The organism is Hahella sp. CCB-MM4 (genome assembly GCF_002260525.1).
In the GTDB taxonomy this organism is placed as follows: Bacteria; Pseudomonadota; Gammaproteobacteria; order Pseudomonadales; family Oleiphilaceae; genus Hahella.
Genome location: NZ_MRYI01000009.1, coordinates 183,208 through 201,645, shown reverse-complemented (window position 1 = coordinate 201,645; position 18,438 = coordinate 183,208). Strand labels below are relative to the sequence as shown.

Genomic DNA, 18,438 nt, shown 5'->3' with positions numbered 1-18,438 from the left:
AGTTACTCTACATAAGTGACTGACAACGACGCTGGGCACAAAAATGGTTCCAGCCCGAAGGGTTGCGATGGCGAAACATCAACAGACCCTAGAGATCATCCCTCCGAATTCTGGTCACCCAACCATTTATACATGACCAGAGCATCCACATAGCCCTTGTGGGGATGATGAAAGGCTTGAGGCAACCTTCCGACAGTCTCAAACCCCAAGCTCTGCCAGAGCTTGACCGCCTTTTCGTTACTGGCGGCGACGAAATTGAACTGCATAGCCTTGTAGCCGAAATCGAGAGCCTGCTGTTGTGAGTGTTTACACATCAGTGTTGCAATTCCCTGTCCCCTGGAAGCGCTGGAAACCATATAGCCGCAATTGCAGACATGACTTCCCGGTCCGTTCTGATTGTTTTTTATATAGTAGGTACCCAGTATCCGGCCGCCCTCTGAAACCACGTACGTTTTACGGGGTAGCTCCATCCACAGGTGATAAGCCTCTTCTTTCGAGGTTTCCAAGGCATAGCCGTAGGTCTCGCCAGCCTCAACCACTTCTTTGAAAATCGGCCAGATACCCTCAAAGTCTTCCGGTATCGCTTCTCTTATTTCCATGTCGTCTTTCCTGATTCTTAGTCTGAATTGAATATATTAAAGAATTGAATTTGATGAGAGCACTATGTTCACCAAATTAGATAGCACCTGGATTTACCAAAATAGAAAACACCCGGATTTACCGAAATAGATAAACCCCGGAATTTTTTTATCGCAAACCAGCTTTAATCATCAAGCACAGCACGGGGCCAGGCTGCAGGCAGCCTCGTCGAAATTCACGCTCAGGGCTTCGATACATCCACGCATTTCTTTTTCCGGCAGGATTCACATTCGTTAACAATTAGTGATCACGGAATTCTTTACTCTTCCCAATTATCGACCAAACTATGAAGTAGTAGTCCAAATTCAGGAAGATCATTCAGCCACCCCAATGCCTGCTCCCGAATAGAGGAGGCATTATCCGGAAAAAGCGTAATACGATGATCCGCTGGTTTCTTGAATGCTATAGCAAAGACAAAGGTCAAATCGAACGAGTGCCACTTCGTCAGTTTCCAGTGACTATTGGTCGCGGAGATGACGCAGATATCACTCTCAACTCGACGGATGTTTCCAGGGTTCACGCAGAACTCAGCTTACAAGGCGACGAGCTTTGGGTTCGGGATCTAGGCTCTACCAACGGCACTTTCGTCAATCATGAGCGCATTAGTGGACCGACCAAAATACAGAACGATGACGTGGTTCATTTCGCCCATGTCGAAGCTCGGGTAATTGACGAAGACAGTTTCACCGGTGATGTATCCAACATTACCATGATGATGAGCTGCGATCTGTCGACCAACATTCCCCTGGGTTCCCGACACCTCAAATCACTATTGGAAAATGCCCAGGTCACTCCCCTGTATCAACCGATTGTCACCCCCGACGGACAGCATTTCGCTTACGAGCTGCTTGGAAGAGGGGCACACCCGGAACTCTTACCCAACCCGGGTGCTTTGTTTCATATTGCCGAAAGTATTAACAAAGCGGTGGAACTCAGTGAGCTGTTCCGCCAGACAGGGCTGAACGACGCCAATTCCAACAGCCTTCCCAAGCCTCTGTTCGTCAATACTCACCCCCATGAAATGCAGGACCAGGATCGTCTTCTGAAGTGTCTTGCGGAAGGCCGTGAGGCCTTCCCTGATCTGCATCTTGTCATTGAAATTCACGAACAGGCCGTCACTGATATCAAGGCCATGCAACATCTGGCTGAAGAAATAAAAGCGATGGGCTGCGGACTGGCGTATGACGACTTTGGCGCTGGCCAGGCACGATTACTGGAGCTAACCGAAGCCCCTCCAGAAGTGGTCAAGTTTGATATCGCCCTGATCAGAAATATTCATCGGGCAACGTTACAGAAACAGGAAATGCTCGAAATGCTGGTGGCGATGGTCCAGAAAATGGGTATCAAGGCTCTTGCCGAAGGCGTCAGCTGCCCGGAAGAAGCCGAAATTTGCCAGCGCATCGGGTTTGACCTGATTCAGGGATTTGCCTTCGGATTTCCTTACCCTCTGACCGAGTGGCGCTCCCACTGGTAGAACGCCACCTTTAACTTTCCCTGCCATGTTAAGCCCCGCTAACCGTATAACACCTAGCCCACCACTTTAAAGCGCTCGACCAGCATATCCAGCTCGCTTGCCACTTCACCAAGCCGACCGCTGTTTTCGGAGCCGGATACGGCAGTGTCCTTGGTATCTTTGGCGATATCCGCAATCCGGGTCAGTCGCTGGCTGATGTCTTCTGCCACCAGCCCCTGCTCACCTGCAGCATGCGAAATTTTCTGGCTGAGGTTATTAATATCGGCAATACGATGCCGAAACTGGGATATGGCTTCAGCAGACTGACTGGAAACCTCATGACTCCGGGTTACCGCTGACTGATTGTTCACCATGGTTTCCGAGAGTCCGCGATAGCTGGAAATCAAGCGCTCAATGGTGTTACGGATTTCGGCGGTTGAATCTGCCGTACGGCTTGCCAGAGTTCTCACCTCATCCGCAACTACTGCAAACCCTCGCCCCTGATCTCCTGCTCTGGCCGCCTCAATCGCAGCGTTCAGCGCCAGCAGATTGATTTGACCGGTAATACCTTCGATCACCGACGAGACACTCTCCACTTCTTCCATCTCCCTGGTCAGGGTTTCCATGGATTTTACAGACTCATCAATACTTCCCTTGAGGGATTCGAGTGAAGCGAGGTTATGCTGAATCTCATTGACCGTATGCTCAATTTCTCCCACCGCCAGAGTGGCAAGCTTCATCCCTTCATTTGCGGTCCCCGCAACATCATGGGCTGTAGCCGTCATTTCATGCATGGACGCAGAAATCGACTCCGTGTCCTCACTCTGATCAATGGACTGATTTTTCAGTGTCTCAGACATGGATTGACTATGACTGGCCGACTGCTGCATCTCCAGAGCCTTGTCCTGCAGTTCCTCCATAATCGCACTCAAGGATTGCCGGACTTGCTCTACAGCCAGGGTAAGCTCTCCCATTTCGTCATTCCCATGCTTATCAATCCGATAGGTCAGATCGCCCTGAGCCAGCCCGTTCAGCGCTTTCTTCAGAGTCCGCAATGAGGGTCTGATACTACGAATAATCACCGCCAGCACCACCACCGCCACCAGAATCGACACCATCAGCGCCGTACCGGCAGAGGTCAGACTGTTGGTAAGGTTGGAGGTAACCCGATTGTTGGTTTCCACCGAATAACGTCGGGCGAAAGTATTCAGTGCATCAAGATCGCCGTCCACCCTGCTCTGCAGAGTTCTCAACTGCTTGAGATTTTCCTCATACCCCAATCTTGCTTCTATCAATAAGCGGCGTTCGTCTATCAGCCCTTTTTGATCACCTTTTCCAGCGGTTAACGTGGTCAACATCTGGGTGGTTTTCTGCGCCGTCTGCATGAAGTCCTGGGAGTCAGGATAATTGGTTGCCAGGTTAACAAAGCTGAAGAACTTATCCTGGTGATTCATATTCCACTGATTGAACGCCTGTTGATTTTTATCCAGCGTTTCCAGTGAATCAGACAGATTAATGCTTTTGATAATCATGAGTCCTCGAAGGAATGAAGCGTAGAACTCATTGGCGATAGACAGTGCATAGTCATCAGCCAGCGTCAGCAACAGGGAATCAAACATCGGCGTGATTTCAGCCTCCAGTTTATCCACCTGGGCGGCTTTCTCCTTGGAACTGGCAATGACTTCCAGGCTCTGTTTGTGACGGCTCATGGCAGAGTTCATCAGTGTGCTGATTTGCTTCAGCTGCCCTTCCAGATCCTCCAGATTCTGCCGCTCCGATCTTGCTTCCCGGATATCACTCAGACTGCTGCGAATAGAATTCAGGCGAGCTTCCATCTGCTGCCGGTTATTGCGGATATCGCTCTCCAGGCGTTTGGTTCCCTCAACACTGGCAGTGGCCAGAAATTGTTGGAACAGTTCCGTGGATTTAGTGAGATATAGATCCAACTCGCTGTTGGTCAGCACAATCGGCGTCGCACTCTTGGTCAGGGTATTAACATTGTCGATGGTCTGTCTTGCATAACCAATGCTGATTAACGTTGATACAGCAACGACTGATATGACAATGAAAAAACCGATTGAAATGCGAAGGACAATGCTTGGCTTGGGCAGATGGAAAGACTTCATAACTGCACTCTGTATGTCTGGTTGGGCCAAATGCTGCTCCTTTCAGGAACATTCATTATTTTTGTAGGCTCATTTGCTCTACCGACGAAAGTCGTAGCATTAATTAGAAACAAGTGATCAAAATGCAGCCAGTACTAAAGGGGGGATTTATCAATACTTTTTTGTGAAATGCCGGAAATTCTGTAATTTAATGTATACAGAAAAAGTCTAACCATCTGTTTTATTGGGTATTTCCTGAATAATCGAAGTTTAAACCGGAAAGCCAGGCGAGGCATTCAGGATAAAACACCGGAAAACACGGCGATGTAGTGGCAGGTACTGCCGCCGAATACAAACAAGTGCCAGACGGCATGCAGATAGGGATAACGGTCGAGAACAAAGAATATCACCCCGAAGGAATACGACAGCCCCCCGGCCAGAATCATGCTTAAAGCAAACGAAGACGAATTCTGGGCCAACTGTTCATAGGCCACCAGAATCAGCCATCCCATGAACAGATAATTGAGCAAGTGTGCCCGCTCGAATCGCTGGTGGTGAGTAATCTTCAATACGATACCGGTAATTGCCAGTCCCCATATCACGGCAAAAATACTCCACCCCCAGGGGCCTCGCAGATTGACCAATAGAAAAGGCGTATAGGTCCCAGCGATCAGCAGATAGATAGAACAGTGATCAAATACATTGAGGATCGTCTTGGCACGGGGATGTTGAATGCCGTGATACAAGGTCGAGGCAAGATACAGCAGAAACAGGCACCCGCCATAAATGGAGACCCCCACGATTTTCCATGGATCTCCTTCCTGGCTGGCCAGGGTGATCAGCAGGGTTGCGGCAGATACGGCGACTAGAAGCCCCACTCCATGAGTGATGGCATTGAGCAGTTCCTCACTCAGTGTTTGTTCCCGGACCAGGGTTTTCACAATGACTCCAATGTACCTCGTTAATACTCTGAGCCTGACACGATCAAATCACCAATGCCAGTTACAATTGATTGAATATTCTGAACTGGATACTTTGCAGTTTTACAACAATTATCCAGTTATAAGACAGTTTTGCAGTTATAAAATAGCTATGCAGTTTTAAAACAATTTTGCACTTATAAAACGACGGGGAAAAATGCAGAGACCGCTGTCTCATAGTCTCTGCATTGGAGGCATTTTATTAAACCTTTGGAGACAACCATCGATGCATCTGGAACTTAACCCAGTAAATCGACCATTACCGCATTGGTGTACACAAGGCTGCCGTCACTGGCGCGGTGTCCCACTAAGTGAAAATGTCCCCGCTGATCGTCTTTGTGAATGTAAACCCGAAGCTGGCAATCCGATAATTTCCCGCATTGCGGTGGGGTTTCCAGTTCCAGATTACTCAAATCCACATCCAGTATCGCATCGCTTTTGTCACTGTGCTTTAACTGCTCTTCGGCTTCTTCCATACGAATATGGTCCGCATCACTGATGCGAAACCGGATCAGTCCTAGCGGACTGGACTTGGTGGCTCCTTCAGGCTTACACCAACTGTCGAGAGTCATCGTATTCATGGTTGTCACCTCCTCTAGTTGTCACTTTCTCTAGAAGAACAACTTCTATAAATACGATCAGGCGCAGCATTCGGGTTAGTTGCAAATACTCCGGATAGCCAGACAGTTAACGACCATTTCGGGGAATTGAATCAATACCAGATTTATTCAATCGCCCCAAACATTAACCTCAGGAGACTCACCGAAGTCGGGGCGTTGCGGATTGACCACACAAAACCGATGCCCGGTAGGAGCTTCCATCACCACCCAGCGGGGAAAGCGTTCCACTATCGTAGCCCCAAGGCTTTGCAGGCGGTTAACTTCCGCCTCAATGTTATCGGTTTCGATATCCAGGTGGACGCGGCTGGGGTGATTGACTTTCTGTATCAATACATGAGGTTGATCATCCGGAACATTGAGATGGGTATATCTGTCAGCCCAGCTTTCATCTGAGGGTTTGGGATCAAAGCCCAGCGCTTGTCCCCAAAAACGGTTGGCGGTTTCGATATCCTCCACATCACAGTCAATAACCATGGCAGCCAGTCGACTCTTGTGCACGATGAACTCCTTTTACAAATCACTGAAATCCTATTGTTTGGTAAACGGCTTCACCAGGTCAATCGGCAATGGGAACACCACTGTATTGGTTTTGTCGCTGGAAATTTCGGTCAGGGTCTGCAGGTATCTCAATTGCAGGGCACTGGGCTGCTCGGACAATACTTTCGCCGCTTCCCTGAGTTTTTCAGAAGCTTCCAACTCACCATTGGCATGTATGACTTTCGCCCGCCGAACACGCTCAGCTTCCGCCTGCTTGGCAATGGCACGGACCATTTGCTCATCCAGGTCCACGTGTTTGATTTCAACATTCGAGACCTTAATGCCCCAATTGTCGGTTTGCTTGTCGAGTATCTGCTGAATATCCGCGTTCAATTCATCTCTGGCGGACAACATCTCATCCAGCTCATGTTGCCCCAATACGGATCTCAATGTTGTCTGCGCCAATTGGCTGGTAGCATCGTTATAGTTTTCCACATTGATGATCGCTTGCTGGGCGTCCACCACGCGGTAATAAACCACCGCATTAACCTTCACAGACACATTATCCCGGGAAATAACATCCTGGGTGGGAACATCCATCACAATGGTGCGCAGATCCACCCGCACCATTTGCTGAATCACGGGGACCACCACAATTAACCCAGGTCCTTTCACCCGATAAAACCTGCCAAGTAGAAACACCACCGCCCGTTCATATTCCCGCATGATGCGAAACATGCTGAACAGAAAGGCCAGCACCAGCAAAAAAAGACTCAAAAAGAAATAATTCATGCTTTATCCTCCACTTCCAGTACCAAACCGTCCACTGCGCTCACCGTGAGGATATCGCCCTTCTTCACCGGCATTTTGCTATGTGCCTGCCATACCTCTCCGTGAGTTCTTACCCGCCCCATTCCGCTAAAATCGGATAACGCCTCGGCCTGGCTACCGATTAATGCTTCTTTCCCAGACACCACCTGCTGTCTCCGGGCTCGCAACGCCATGTGCAGCATCATCGCCAGCATGCCGGCAAAAGCGACCCCCATACCTGCAATCATGGGAAAAGCAATCTGAAAGCCCGGTAGCTCGGTATCCATCAACATGACCGAGCCCACAATAAATGCCACCAGTCCACCCACCCCGAGGATACCGATACTGGGAGAAAAAGCTTCCGCAATCATCAATGCGATACCCAAAAGTATCAGGCCCAATCCGGCATAGCTTATGGGGAGCAGCTGCAGGGCATATAGTGCAATCAGCAGGCATATGGCACCGATGATGCCGGGGCCGCCCAGGCCTGGGTTATAAAACTCGAAAATCAGTCCGTAGATGCCTACCAACATGAGTATGTAGGCAACGCTGGGATCGGTGATAACAGACAGCAGCTTAAGCCGCCAGTCAGGTTGTACTCTAGTGAGTTGATAGGGAGTCAATTGCAAGGTATGAGGGTGCCCGTTCAGGTCCAGAACCTTACCGTCTATTTGCTGAATCAGATCATCCACATCCTGGGCAATATAATCGACGATGCTTTGTTTAAGTGCTTCTTCAGCATCGAGACTGACAGCTTCTCTAACCGCCTGCTCTGCCCAATCGGCATTGCGTCTTCGAAGCCCGGCCAGACCCCGGATATAGGCCACTGCATCGTTGATTTGCTTGCGTTCCATCGTGGTGGCAGGTGCAGGTACCGTCGATCCCCTATCTTTGCTTTTTTCCGAGTCCTGAGAATCTTCTGGTGATGAATCCGGTTTTTGCGGCTGCTGTCCCGGTAATTCAGGGGCTCCAATCTGTACAGGTGTGGCTGCACCGAGATTCGTCGCCGGAGCCATCGCGGCAATGTGAGCCGCATACAGCATATAGGTTCCCGCGCTGGCGGCACGAGCCCCTTTGGGATAAACATAAATTGCCACAGGAATAGTCGAAGCCAGAACGGCCTGATTGATATCCCGCATGGATTTATCTAACCCACCCGGGGTATCCAGCAGCACAATCAAAAGAGCGCTTCCGGATTCCGTTGCCTGTCTCAGGGAGCGAATCATCCAGTCAGCTGTTGCCGGACCAATAGCTCCCTGCACAGACATCACCCAGATACGGTGATCGGTAGAGGTTGCAGAAGATTCATCAGAATGGGTTGCCACTGGCCACAGCAAGAGAAGAAGCGCCAACAGCGCAACACCACCCCACAGAATCATTCTGTGATGACGAATAGAGCTATAAGACTGGCGGGACATAGGCCACACCTGTATTACGCAACTTACTATAAAGAGTAATCCATATAGACCAGATTTACATCCGGGATCTGACTAATCCACTTGGGACCGCATTAATTCTGAGGTCTTTAACTTTTCGTATATCTAGATCCATGCCTCGCTAACCCCCTCTAACCCTCTCTACCCCCCTCTACTCCTCTCCACCCTTCTCCATTGGTCTCTTATCGGTATTAACACGAAGAGCTCAAGGTGTTAAGTGTTTATCATTTTTTAATACCAATACATCAAAAAATATGCAACCATTAAGATACCAATAACAAAATATTTGCGACATCAGTAGATCCACTGGAAGTATTGGTACGGACCAGTCAAGTTGCTGATAGAGCCCTGCTCCCACAGGCTCAGCACAGATTTACTCCGCACCGGCCTTCCTGCATAACCATAAATAAGAAAAGGAGCCCTGATCTAAAAGGGCGATCAACACAAAGGAATCCGACTATGCGTACGCAAAAAAAATCCCCTAAGGGAGTACTGACTTCACTTCTATGCCTGGCAGGAGCTTTGTCTTCAGCCCCACTCGTATCTGCAGGAGAAACCTGTCGACCTGAAGGTCTTTACCAGACCCCCGGTATTGATGTCCCCTACTGTACGATCTATGACACCAATGGCCGTGAGAAAATGGGAACGGATCATTCCCGTCGAATCATCGGTTACTTCACCTCCTGGCGCACCGGGAAGAATGGCGCCCCCGCCTATCTGGCCAGCGATATTCCCTGGAGCAAACTCACTCATATCAACTATGCCTTTGCCCATGTCGATGGCAGCAATAAAATCTCGGTTGGAAACGTCAACGATGCCAATAACGCGGCAACCGGGTTAACCTGGGACGGGGTTGATGGTGCGGAAATGGATCCGGCACTGCCCTATCACGGCCATTTCAATCTGCTGAACAAATTCAAAAAGCAATACCCGAATGTGAAGACGCTGATCTCCGTCGGAGGTTGGGCAGAAACCGGCGGCTATTTTGACGACAACGGTGACCGGGTCGACAGTGGCGGCTTCTATACCATGACCACCAATGCGGACAACAGTATCAACCATCAGGGTATTAATACGTTTGCCGACTCAGTGGTGACCTTCCTGCGAACTTATGGTTTCGACGGTGTGGACATTGATTACGAGTACCCCACCAGCATGAATGATGCAGGAAATCCTGACGACTTTTCCATTTCCAATGCCCGCAGGGCTGGCCTGATGGCCTCCTATGTGGAATTGATGAAAACCCTCAGAGAGAAGCTGGACGCGGCTTCAGCACAAGATGCAAAACACTATATGCTGACTATTGCGTCGCCCTCCTCCGGCTACCTGCTGAGAGGTATGGAGCTGATGCAGATCACTCCTTATCTGGATTACGTCAACATCATGTCTTATGACCTGCATGGCGCCTGGAACCAGTTCGTGGGGCCTAACGCGGCACTCTATGATACCGGCGAAGACGTTGAGTTGAAGGCCTGGAACTACTACAACACGTCCCAATATCAGCGCATCGGTTACCTGAATACAGACTGGGCCTACAAATATTTCCGGGGCACAATGCAGGCAGGACGTATCAATATCGGTGTCCCCTACTATACCCGGGGATGGCAGGGTGTTACCGGAGGCGACTACGGGCTTTGGGGGACGGCTTCCGCACCGGATCAGAACAACTGCCCTCCCGGCACCGGGACTGGTGACAAGAATGACTGCGGACACGGCGCCGTCGGCATTGACAACATCTGGCACGACCTGGACAAACAAGGCAATGAAATGGGGGCCGGCTCCAATCCCCTGTGGCATGCCAAGAATCTGGCAAACGGAGTTGCAGGCAGCTATATCTCCGCTTACGGTCTGGACCCAGCCAACGATCCTACTGATGTCTTAACCGGTTCCTACTCCCGGCACTATAACGCCACCGCTGTCGCTCCGTGGTTATGGAATGCAGAGAAAGGGGTATTTCTCTCCATTGAAGATGAGCAATCCATCGACGTGAAAGCCAAGTACATCACGGACAACGGTATTGGCGGGGTCATGTTCTGGGAGTTGGCGGGTGACTATGCTTGGAACGCCGATAACAGTGAATACTTTATGGGCGATACCCTGACCACCCGTTTTTACAACAAGTTCAAGAGTGCCTCGCCATATGGAGATAAGATCGGGGGCAGCCTGCCCGAGACCAGCCTGGACATTCGATACAGCTTCAGTGGCTTCAAGCTGGGCGACCAAAACTATCCGATCAACCCCAAACTGACCATTTCCAACCACACCGGCCAAACCATTCCCGGTGGCACGACGTTTGAGTTCAATGTTCCCACAGCCATTCCAGACACCATCAGCGACCAGAGCGGCGTCGGACTCAAAGTCATCGATAGCGGTGCCAACAGTTCCGGCAACAATGTTGGGGGCCTGGAGCACGACCATCACAAAGTAGCGTTCACTCTCAAGAACTATCAGGCGCTGAACGACGGACAGAGCATGGACATAGCCTTGAATTACTATCTGCCCATGCCAACGCCATCCAGCTGGCGGGTAAAAATCGGTAATGACACCTTTGCCCTGAAACAGGATCATCCGGAGTTACCGGCAGGCACCATAGGTGATGGAGATGACGGCGGAAGCGACGGTGGTAACTGCGCCGACGCGAATGTCGATCCGAGCACGGTCAACGTCTATCCCAACTGGACCCAGACAGACTGGCAGGGTAAACCGAACCACGCCAGTGGAGGCGACCTGATGTCTCACAACCAGGTGGTTTACAGAGCCAACTGGTGGACTCAGTCAGTACCCGGCAGCGACGGCAGCTGGACGCTAGTCTGTGAGTTCTAAGCAGACAGATGAGCTCTAAACAAATAGATGAGTTCGAAACATTCTAAATTGATAGATGATCTTTGAACTGAACTAAAACGCAACAATCAAAAAAGCCGCGGAACAGCCGCGGCTTTTTTCTATTTATGTCAGATCAAATCAATTTCAGGTCAAGCCAGCTTCAGGACAAGCCAAACGCAAGGACAGAAAGCCTGGCAGCCTACTGCTCGTATGGCTTGGACATGGCTTCAACTTCTCCTGCTTCTTCCATCGCTTTGAAATTAGTTTCCAGGGTCTTCACAACTTTCGGATCTGAGTTTACGTTAACAGCCATATACAGCGGTGTATGCCGGAATGTCAGTACCGGCACCAGATCCGTAATATCCTCCTCCGAGGCTACGTATGGCCCGGCCAGACCATCAGTGACCCATAGATCAATCTGATCAAGTACCAGTCTCCTGGGATTCAGGCTATCGTTCGCCATGGTAGAAACATTAAATCCACGCTCAATGAGGTAGTTACTCATGACGTCATCTTTGTAGCCACCAATACGGTATTTCTTGGCATCATCAAGATTATTCAGCTTGATAGTAGAACCAGGCTTGGCGTAAAGCGTCCAGTCGATATTGGCCAGTGGGCCGATCCAGTGAAAAAACGGCTCCCGATCTTCAGTCCTGGCAGCACAGAATATCGCATGATTGGGCTTGGTCTTCGCCCTGGACAGACCAGTGGCCCAGTTTCTAAGCTTAAGCCGGTAATCCAGCTTAGTCCGCTTCATCAGAGCTTTGACAACATCCGTGCATAACCCGGCAATGTCCTCTTCCTTGTGCGCAAAAGCAGTTCCGGAAAGTGACATGTTGTACGGAGGATAGTTCTCAGTGAAGATATTCAGTTTTTCTTCGGCCGCAGCGTATTGACCACTGGTTACCACAACAAGGCCTGCACACAGCCCTATCAGCGCTCTACGTAAATTCATCGTAGTATTCTCCTCGCCAGGATAATTGATGTTCTGTTACCGGCAGCCACATACTCACGCCGTTATCCTGACACCAATATCCTTCATCTTATTTGAGTCATCAGTGGTGGATAAGTAGGATGCTTCTGAACTTCAACACTCCTTTTGAACACTCACTCGGTAGCTCTCTAACCCAACCTGTTAAATAATGAAGTTTACACCATTTAGTGATTTTCGCTGTAAATGCCCGCAATATAACCAGTTTTATGGCGAAATTCACCAATTCTCTGAATTCTCAAAGACTTAGACGGGATAATCCGTTATTTCATGCAAATTCGGCCAGATTACATACGTGTTAATTCGTATTACTTTTGTGTTGATAAGTTGCTGAATCCACTAAATTTAGGGAATCTGGCTGCCAGTTGAACAAAATCCCGGAGCCAATCCTCCGGGATTCCAGATTCACTGTCACCGACACCTGTTAGGGGCAGACTTAATCAATGACGCGATAGATCTCCCAACGGTTGGTTCCGGACACAACATAGGGCTCCAATTCCTGACTCCATTGCTTGTGAGCATCTATTTTTGCCAGCTTGTCCCAGACCTCATTAAGCTCATTTAAGTCTTCAATTATGTGCTCTGACTGAATCGTAGACTCCAGTGCTCCAACAGACCCGGTGATTAGCCGAAGCTTATCAGCGGTCAACCCAGCCTGGGGACCAATATCCCTCATCCAACCCTGCATCAGGTCGATTACTTTTTGCTTGTAACCGAATTTCGCATCGATAGACCAACGAGCAACCATCATAGTGATTCTCCTCTTGTTCAGACTATTGAGTTATGTCTTTCCGCTCACCCAGAGATCAATCTCTAACCATCTATAATTCCGTTACAGTCGTTATCCAAACCATCCCTGCTACGACGACCTTTTTCATTAAACCCGGGATACACCTGGGCGTTACTGTCGTCGCAATCTCCTTCTTCGGCACAGACACCGTCACCATCCAAGTCAGTACAGCTACCCACAGGCTGTGGCAGAGAAGTCCCGCCTGCGCCCCACTGAAGCGCATCATATGCCTGAATCAACCCATACCCATATTTCGCATCCGGCCCGGTTTCACCCAGATCAAGAGCGGTCTGGGTCAGGGCCGATTTGACATCATCCGGCGACGAGGCCGTTCCATGGGCAATCAACAATGCCACAATTGCGGTAACGTGCGGCGAAGCCATGGAGGTTCCCTGATAGAACCAGTAACCAAATCCACTGCTGTCAAAAGTCTCCTGCAAGACGCCGTCCGCATACCCGTCACCATTGGCATCTGTTGACAGATTTCCCCCCGGAGCAACCAGATCAAGCCCCGTTCCCTGGTTTGAGTACCGGGCCAGGGTATTGCGATAATCAGTCGCTCCCACGGCCAGAGTGGTGTCGTAGATCGCCGGGTAGCTGACATTTTTCTTGAAGCCGTCATTACCTGCCGCAGCGACCACTGTCACACCCGCTGCATAGGCATAGTCAAGAGCGGGATCCATAACCGCATCATGAGTAATGCCGTAACGGGCGCTGATGCCCAGACTCATATTGATAACCCTGGCGCCATGATCCACCGCATAGACAATACCGGCCGCTATGTCCGCAAAGGTTCCGCTACCCTCGTCGCTCAAAACTTTTACCGGCATGATGCAGCTACCGTGGGCCAGACCAGCGACCCCGACACCATTATTGGTCTTCTGGGCAACGGTACCGGAAACATGAGTTCCATGACCGTCTCCATCAGTGAAACCACTGGGATTCCCAAGCATACTGGCGGGCGACACCACACAGTTGACGCCATCCGGCCCACCGCTATTCAGGCCCGTATCGAGAATGGCCACGACAACGCCTTCGCCGGTGCTAAGTGTCCAGGCCTGTTGGGCCTGCACTGAGTCGAAGTGCCACTGGTAACTGGAAAACGGATCGGAAGTGGTCACAAACTTCTGCGCCACTCTGTTGAGATGGGCCTCAATCCCCAGACCTCGCAATCGGGAAATTTCCCTTGTCTCGCTGCCTGGGGTTACTGTAAGAACGGTTAATCCTGCGTCCGGAAAATGGCGCTTGGCCGTATATCCGGGAATTACATCGACATTGCCGACAATCACCAACTCTCCCTGTTGAAACGGAGGCACCTCTGCCGAGGCAAATGTCCATCCTCCGGTTAAACCTGCGCTCCACAACATGAATACATACAGCCACTGCTTCATAGAAGACACCTTTAAAAGGACATTTATTCCATAAGTCTAGTCAATGTAACAGTTTGTAAGTAATCACGGATTGTCATGAAAAACGCGGAGCTTATAGCTGACCAATGATTGCGGGGATAATCCATCGTGCGGTTATAACAAATTCCTCTGTAAGCGCTTACTTCCCAGGCATCAATTAGGACTAAACTTGTAAATGAAGGATTCCTATTCTTCATCAATGAATCGCTGTCATTGTGACTAAATATCAGGAGCTACATTCGATATTAGGAGCTACATTCGATATTAGGAGCTACATTCGATATTAGGAGCTACCTACGATATTAAGAGCTACATGCAGCGAAAAATCCCCATTGCAATGGGAGGTATTACCATGGCGAGATACTACGTTGACTGCCGGAACTCCCCCAGCGAGTCAAACTGCACAGTTGCTCTCTCTGCAGATACCAAGGAAGAGCTGCTGGAGGCAGCCGTCCAACATGCCGTCCAGGTTCATGGTCATGAAGACACCACGGAATTTCGCGAGCAGATAAAGCAAATGCTGAAGGAAGGAACTCCTCCTGCTTGATAGGGATATAGTGACAACTCTAAAAGGGTGGCGGTTCAAATGCGGGCTGCCGCCCTTCTGTCGCCGGAGAATTTTATTCGACAGATTCAACAGGGATTGATTGATGTACATCACTAAATCAAAAAGACACTAACAGTTACTTGCCTTTCCTGCTTGCCATTCGATAATCATTGGCTAACATTTTGAGAATACTTATAAAAAAACAACCGGCTGGAATAATAAATTACAACATGCGCCTCCCTATAATGAGTATCAAAAAACACGATTGTTATTCACATTCCAATCAAAGGAAAACACATGCCGATATACAAAGCCTCCTGGATGGTGGCGTTTCTACTCTCCACTATCATTTCCACTCTGGTTACTGCCGCTGAAACTGATATCACTTTTTGCAGCGACAACAACTACTGGTACCCCTTCACCTATGTAGACGAAAACGGCGAGGCAGCCGGCGTTCACGTTGATATCGTCAAACAGGCTGGGCAGAACCTCGGTTACAATGTCAACTTCAAACCCATGCTTTGGCAGGAATGTCTCGATTCAGCTCGCGGAAACCTGGTTCATGGCGTCGTCACAGCCTCGTATAAAAATGAGCGTGCCGAATACATGAACTACCCGGCAGATGCCGTCAGCTCCAAACGTTCTGCGTCACGGGTTACCCAGGTGGAATATATTGTCGTGGTTTCAGCCGACAGCACTTACGAATTCAAGGGTGATCTGAATACGTTGCCGGAACCGGTAAGGGTCGCCAAGGGTTACTCCATTGTCAGCACTTTGCGTGAATCCGACAGGAAGATCTACGAAAGTAAAACCGGCGAACTGCGCAATATCGAAAAACTGGCCAAGTTGAAAAATGGCTCAGTCATTACCACTCCTGAGGTTTACCAGCACTTGATCAACGACCCCAAATTCAAAGGGTTGCTGAAATCAAACCTTTACCCTATCAGTAGTAAGTCCTACCATCTGACTTTTGCTAAAGGTGCTCCACTGGATTCCAATCAGGAAAACGCGATCTGGAACGAAGTCGCGCGGCTGCGGGACGATCCGAAGTTTATGGGTGCTTTGACCGAGAAATACCTGAGATAACGGTATCCCAGGATTTAGCAGCCCTGAGGCTATGCAGGGCTGCTTCAGCAACCTTCACCGACTCCTTCACCCACCTCTCTCCCAACGTCTTTTACAAAGCTCAAGCAGGCTCTCCAGCGGATCATCGGAATCCCGAATTTTCGGATACGCCAGCCCTATCTCCAACTTCATCTCAATCCCGGACAGTGGCCGCAATACAATATCCTTACGCTCACAGGTCGTCGGCCAGTCAGGCACCAGTGCAGCTCCCACCCCGGCACTGACCAGCCCCAAAGCATATTCAATCGTTCGAATATTGGCCCGAACGTGAAATTCAATCTGCCGGGTTCTCAGTTCATGCTGCAGTCTCTGTAAAGCGTCGCAAGGGCTACGATGAATGAACGGAAGATTATCCAGATCTTCGAGCGCCACCTCTTCTTTCAGACATAATGGATGACCGGGAGGCAACGCCAACAGGTAGCGATCCAGCCATATGGGCTGGAACAAGTCACCGTCGCGCACATGGGCCGGCGTAATAATACAGGCATCACAAGGCTCTTCCGGATTGACCAACGTCAGCTCCAGAGAATCAACAGACTGGATCAGCTCTTTCAGTAGCTGGCTCATACGGTCAGTCCCAAGGGAACGCATAAGACCTAACGTAAAAGACACCGGGCGGGGCTTGCTCCGAAACAACTGGGTAATGGCCTGGGCTTCACCGGTCAGCTTTTTGGCCAGAGGGTATAAACGCTGAGCCGCCTCACTGGGATAAACGCCTTTACTGTGACGGGTAAACAAGGAAGCGTCCAGATGACTCTCCAACTGCTGAATGGCAGCGGAAATAGATGGCTGGGCCACATAACAACGCCTGGCCGCTGCCGATATCGAGCCCAATTCATACACCGCAATAAAATAGCGCAGCTCACGTAAATCCATATCTTGGAATCGCTCTCAGATGGCTGTCATTTTTGCTATAGGAATGACCTATAGCACTTTCATATAAATTATATTTCAACTCTATCAAAAGTGCTCGTATGCTAAGGGGATTAGTATTGGCACAGGCCCAACCCGGAGAATGTTCATGAGTGCAAGCAAGCCCCAATTCGACTGGCAAGACCCTTTTCTGCTGGAAACCCAACTGACTGACGATGAACGCATGATCCGGGATACCGCCCGCGACTACGCTCAAGAAAAGTTGATGCCACGGATTCTGGAGGCCAATCGCAAGGAAATCTTTCACCGTGAAATCATGAACGAACTGGGAGAACTAGGCCTGCTGGGCTGCACCTTGCCGGAAGAATACGGCTGCGCAGGCACAAACTATGTCAGCTATGGTCTGGTCGCCCGTGAGGTGGAAAGGGTCGATAGCGGATACCGTTCCGCCATGAGCGTACAGTCCTCACTGGTCATGCATCCGATTTATGCCTATGGCAGTGAAGATCAACGCAAAAAATATCTCCCCAAACTCGCCTCTGGTGAGTGGGTCGGATGTTTTGGCCTGACCGAACCGGATTCGGGCTCTGATCCCGGCAGTATGAGAACCCGTGCCGAACGGGTTGCGGACGGCTACCTGCTGAAAGGCTCCAAAATGTGGATCACCAACTCCCCGATTGCCGATGTCATGGTGGTGTGGGCCAAACTCGATGGCGAGATCCGTGGCTTCATATTGGAAAAAGGGATGCCAGGACTGTCAGCCCCCAAAATTGAAGGCAAGTTTTCCCTACGGGCATCCATCACCGGCGAAATTGTTATGGAAGATGTGTTCGTTCCTGAATCACAAATCCTGCCCAATGCTTCCGGTCTGAAAGGGCCATTCGGTTGCCTCAATAAAGCCCGTTACGGCATCGCCTGGGGCGCCCTAGGTGCCGCAGAATTCTGCTGGACTCAGGCGCGTCAATATACGTTGGACCGCAAGCAGTTTGGCCGCCCACTGGCCGCCAACCAGCTGGTTCAACTGAAACTGGCCAATATGCAAACCGAGATTGGTATCGGCCTACAAGGCTGCCTGCAAGCCGGAAGGTTGATGGACAGAGATCAATGCGCGCCGGAGCTGATCTCACTGATCAAGCGTAATTCCTGCGGCAAGGCGTTGGATATTGCCCGTATCGCCCGGGATATGCATGGCGGTAACGGTATTGCTGATGAGTTTCATGTCATCCGCCACGTGTGCAATCTGGAGGCGGTCAATACCTATGAAGGTACCCATGATATTCATGCGCTGATTCTTGGGCGTGCCCAAACCGGCATTCAGGCCTTTACCGGAGTTTGATTGTTCACCGGGCAATCAGACTCT

Annotated in this window: 16 protein-coding genes; 5 read left to right on the top strand and 11 right to left on the bottom strand. The window is 50.1% G+C overall.

Annotation, left to right across the window (positions count from 1 at the left end):
- Positions 1-95: 95 nt before the first annotated feature.
- Positions 96-599 (bottom strand): GNAT family N-acetyltransferase, encoded by a 504-nt coding sequence (locus BTA51_RS16735; protein WP_094709259.1) that lies wholly within the window; start codon positions 597-599, stop codon positions 96-98.
- Positions 600-1,018: 419 nt separating this feature from the next.
- Between BTA51_RS16735 and BTA51_RS16730 the strand changes: the two genes are divergently transcribed.
- Positions 1,019-2,113: an EAL domain-containing protein gene (locus tag BTA51_RS16730; protein ID WP_094709257.1), complete on the top strand. Its 1,095-nt coding sequence runs from the start codon at positions 1,019-1,021 to the stop codon at positions 2,111-2,113.
- Positions 2,114-2,166: 53 nt separating this feature from the next.
- Here BTA51_RS16730 and BTA51_RS16725 read toward each other — a convergent pair whose 3' ends face one another.
- From BTA51_RS16725 to BTA51_RS16700, 6 genes are all read right to left on the bottom strand, one after another.
- On the bottom strand, positions 2,167-4,218 hold the full coding sequence (locus tag BTA51_RS16725) for a methyl-accepting chemotaxis protein (protein WP_168188201.1): 2,052 nt from the start codon (positions 4,216-4,218) through the stop codon (positions 2,167-2,169).
- 275 nt (positions 4,219-4,493) lie between these two features.
- Entirely contained in the window at positions 4,494-5,141 is a 648-nt protein-coding gene (locus tag BTA51_RS16720) for a hemolysin III family protein (RefSeq protein ID WP_210404856.1), read from the bottom strand.
- A 275-nt stretch (positions 5,142-5,416) separates the two neighbouring features.
- Entirely contained in the window at positions 5,417-5,758 is a 342-nt protein-coding gene (locus BTA51_RS16715) for a hypothetical protein (protein ID WP_094709253.1), read from the bottom strand.
- Positions 5,759-5,905: 147 nt separating this feature from the next.
- Positions 5,906-6,295 carry a VOC family protein gene (locus BTA51_RS16710; protein ID WP_094709251.1) on the bottom strand — a complete coding sequence of 130 codons (390 nt, stop codon included), beginning with the start codon at positions 6,293-6,295 and terminating at the stop codon, positions 5,906-5,908.
- A 30-nt stretch (positions 6,296-6,325) separates the two neighbouring features.
- The gene (locus BTA51_RS16705; RefSeq protein WP_094709250.1) at positions 6,326-7,066 is read right to left on the bottom strand and encodes a slipin family protein; all 741 of its coding nucleotides are present in this window, start codon (positions 7,064-7,066) and stop codon (positions 6,326-6,328) included.
- On the bottom strand, positions 7,063-8,502 hold the full coding sequence (locus BTA51_RS16700; protein WP_094709248.1) for a nodulation protein NfeD: 1,440 nt from the start codon (positions 8,500-8,502) through the stop codon (positions 7,063-7,065). The genes BTA51_RS16705 and BTA51_RS16700 overlap by 4 nt, the downstream gene beginning before the upstream one ends.
- A 477-nt stretch (positions 8,503-8,979) precedes the next feature.
- On the opposite strand from BTA51_RS16700, the gene BTA51_RS16695 reads away from it, so the two are divergent.
- Entirely contained in the window at positions 8,980-11,343 is a 2,364-nt protein-coding gene (locus BTA51_RS16695; RefSeq protein WP_094709246.1) for a glycosyl hydrolase family 18 protein, read from the top strand.
- 199 nt (positions 11,344-11,542) lie between these two features.
- Here the strand turns inward: BTA51_RS16695 and BTA51_RS16690 are convergent, their stop codons facing one another.
- The 3 genes from BTA51_RS16690 to BTA51_RS16680 all read right to left on the bottom strand — a co-directional run bounded on the left by BTA51_RS16690 (position 11,543) and on the right by BTA51_RS16680 (position 14,515).
- A complete protein-coding gene (locus BTA51_RS16690; RefSeq protein ID WP_094709244.1) occupies positions 11,543-12,298 on the bottom strand; it encodes an ABC transporter substrate-binding protein in 756 nt (251 codons plus the stop codon).
- A gap of 472 nt (positions 12,299-12,770) precedes the next feature.
- The gene (locus BTA51_RS16685; protein WP_094709243.1) at positions 12,771-13,085 is read right to left on the bottom strand and encodes a hypothetical protein; all 315 of its coding nucleotides are present in this window, start codon (positions 13,083-13,085) and stop codon (positions 12,771-12,773) included.
- Between the two features lie 62 nt (positions 13,086-13,147).
- Positions 13,148-14,515, bottom strand: coding sequence for a S8 family serine peptidase (locus BTA51_RS16680; protein WP_094709241.1), 1,368 nt, complete (start codon positions 14,513-14,515; stop codon positions 13,148-13,150).
- 331 nt (positions 14,516-14,846) lie between these two features.
- On the opposite strand from BTA51_RS16680, the gene BTA51_RS16675 reads away from it, so the two are divergent.
- Together BTA51_RS16675 and BTA51_RS16670 are read left to right on the top strand one after the other, a co-directional pair.
- Entirely contained in the window at positions 14,847-15,080 is a 234-nt protein-coding gene (locus BTA51_RS16675) for a DUF1059 domain-containing protein (RefSeq protein WP_246841069.1), read from the top strand.
- Positions 15,081-15,377: 297 nt separating this feature from the next.
- Positions 15,378-16,166 carry an ABC transporter substrate-binding protein gene (locus BTA51_RS16670; RefSeq protein WP_094709239.1) on the top strand — a complete coding sequence of 263 codons (789 nt, stop codon included), beginning with the start codon at positions 15,378-15,380 and terminating at the stop codon, positions 16,164-16,166.
- Positions 16,167-16,232: 66 nt separating this feature from the next.
- Here the strand turns inward: BTA51_RS16670 and BTA51_RS16665 are convergent, their stop codons facing one another.
- On the bottom strand, positions 16,233-17,081 hold the full coding sequence (locus tag BTA51_RS16665) for a LysR family transcriptional regulator (protein WP_094709237.1): 849 nt from the start codon (positions 17,079-17,081) through the stop codon (positions 16,233-16,235).
- 145 nt (positions 17,082-17,226) lie between these two features.
- Between BTA51_RS16665 and BTA51_RS16660 the strand changes: the two genes are divergently transcribed.
- A complete protein-coding gene (locus BTA51_RS16660) occupies positions 17,227-18,414 on the top strand; it encodes an acyl-CoA dehydrogenase (RefSeq protein WP_094709235.1) in 1,188 nt (395 codons plus the stop codon).
- Positions 18,415-18,438: the final 24 nt, after the last annotated feature.

Coding starts and splice junctions, on each gene's coding strand:
- BTA51_RS16725 (WP_168188201.1), bottom strand. CDS start 4,218: ATGAAGTCTTTCCATCTGCCCAAGCCAAGCATTGTCCTTCGCATTTCA.
- BTA51_RS16680 (WP_094709241.1), bottom strand. CDS start 14,515: ATGAAGCAGTGGCTGTATGTATTCATGTTGTGGAGCGCAGGTTTAACC.
- BTA51_RS16660 (WP_094709235.1), top strand. CDS start 17,227: ATGAGTGCAAGCAAGCCCCAATTCGACTGGCAAGACCCTTTTCTGCTG.
- BTA51_RS16690 (WP_094709244.1), bottom strand. CDS start 12,298: ATGAATTTACGTAGAGCGCTGATAGGGCTGTGTGCAGGCCTTGTTGTG.
- BTA51_RS16700 (WP_094709248.1), bottom strand. CDS start 8,502: ATGTCCCGCCAGTCTTATAGCTCTATTCGTCATCACAGAATGATTCTG.
- BTA51_RS16705 (WP_094709250.1), bottom strand. CDS start 7,066: ATGAATTATTTCTTTTTGAGTCTTTTTTTGCTGGTGCTGGCCTTTCTG.
- BTA51_RS16730 (WP_094709257.1), top strand. CDS start 1,019: ATGATCCGCTGGTTTCTTGAATGCTATAGCAAAGACAAAGGTCAAATC.
- BTA51_RS16695 (WP_094709246.1), top strand. CDS start 8,980: ATGCGTACGCAAAAAAAATCCCCTAAGGGAGTACTGACTTCACTTCTA.
- BTA51_RS16735 (WP_094709259.1), bottom strand. CDS start 599: ATGGAAATAAGAGAAGCGATACCGGAAGACTTTGAGGGTATCTGGCCG.
- BTA51_RS16685 (WP_094709243.1), bottom strand. CDS start 13,085: ATGATGGTTGCTCGTTGGTCTATCGATGCGAAATTCGGTTACAAGCAA.
- BTA51_RS16670 (WP_094709239.1), top strand. CDS start 15,378: ATGCCGATATACAAAGCCTCCTGGATGGTGGCGTTTCTACTCTCCACT.
- BTA51_RS16665 (WP_094709237.1), bottom strand. CDS start 17,081: ATGGATTTACGTGAGCTGCGCTATTTTATTGCGGTGTATGAATTGGGC.
- BTA51_RS16675 (WP_246841069.1), top strand. CDS start 14,847: ATGCAGCGAAAAATCCCCATTGCAATGGGAGGTATTACCATGGCGAGA.
- BTA51_RS16715 (WP_094709253.1), bottom strand. CDS start 5,758: ATGAATACGATGACTCTCGACAGTTGGTGTAAGCCTGAAGGAGCCACC.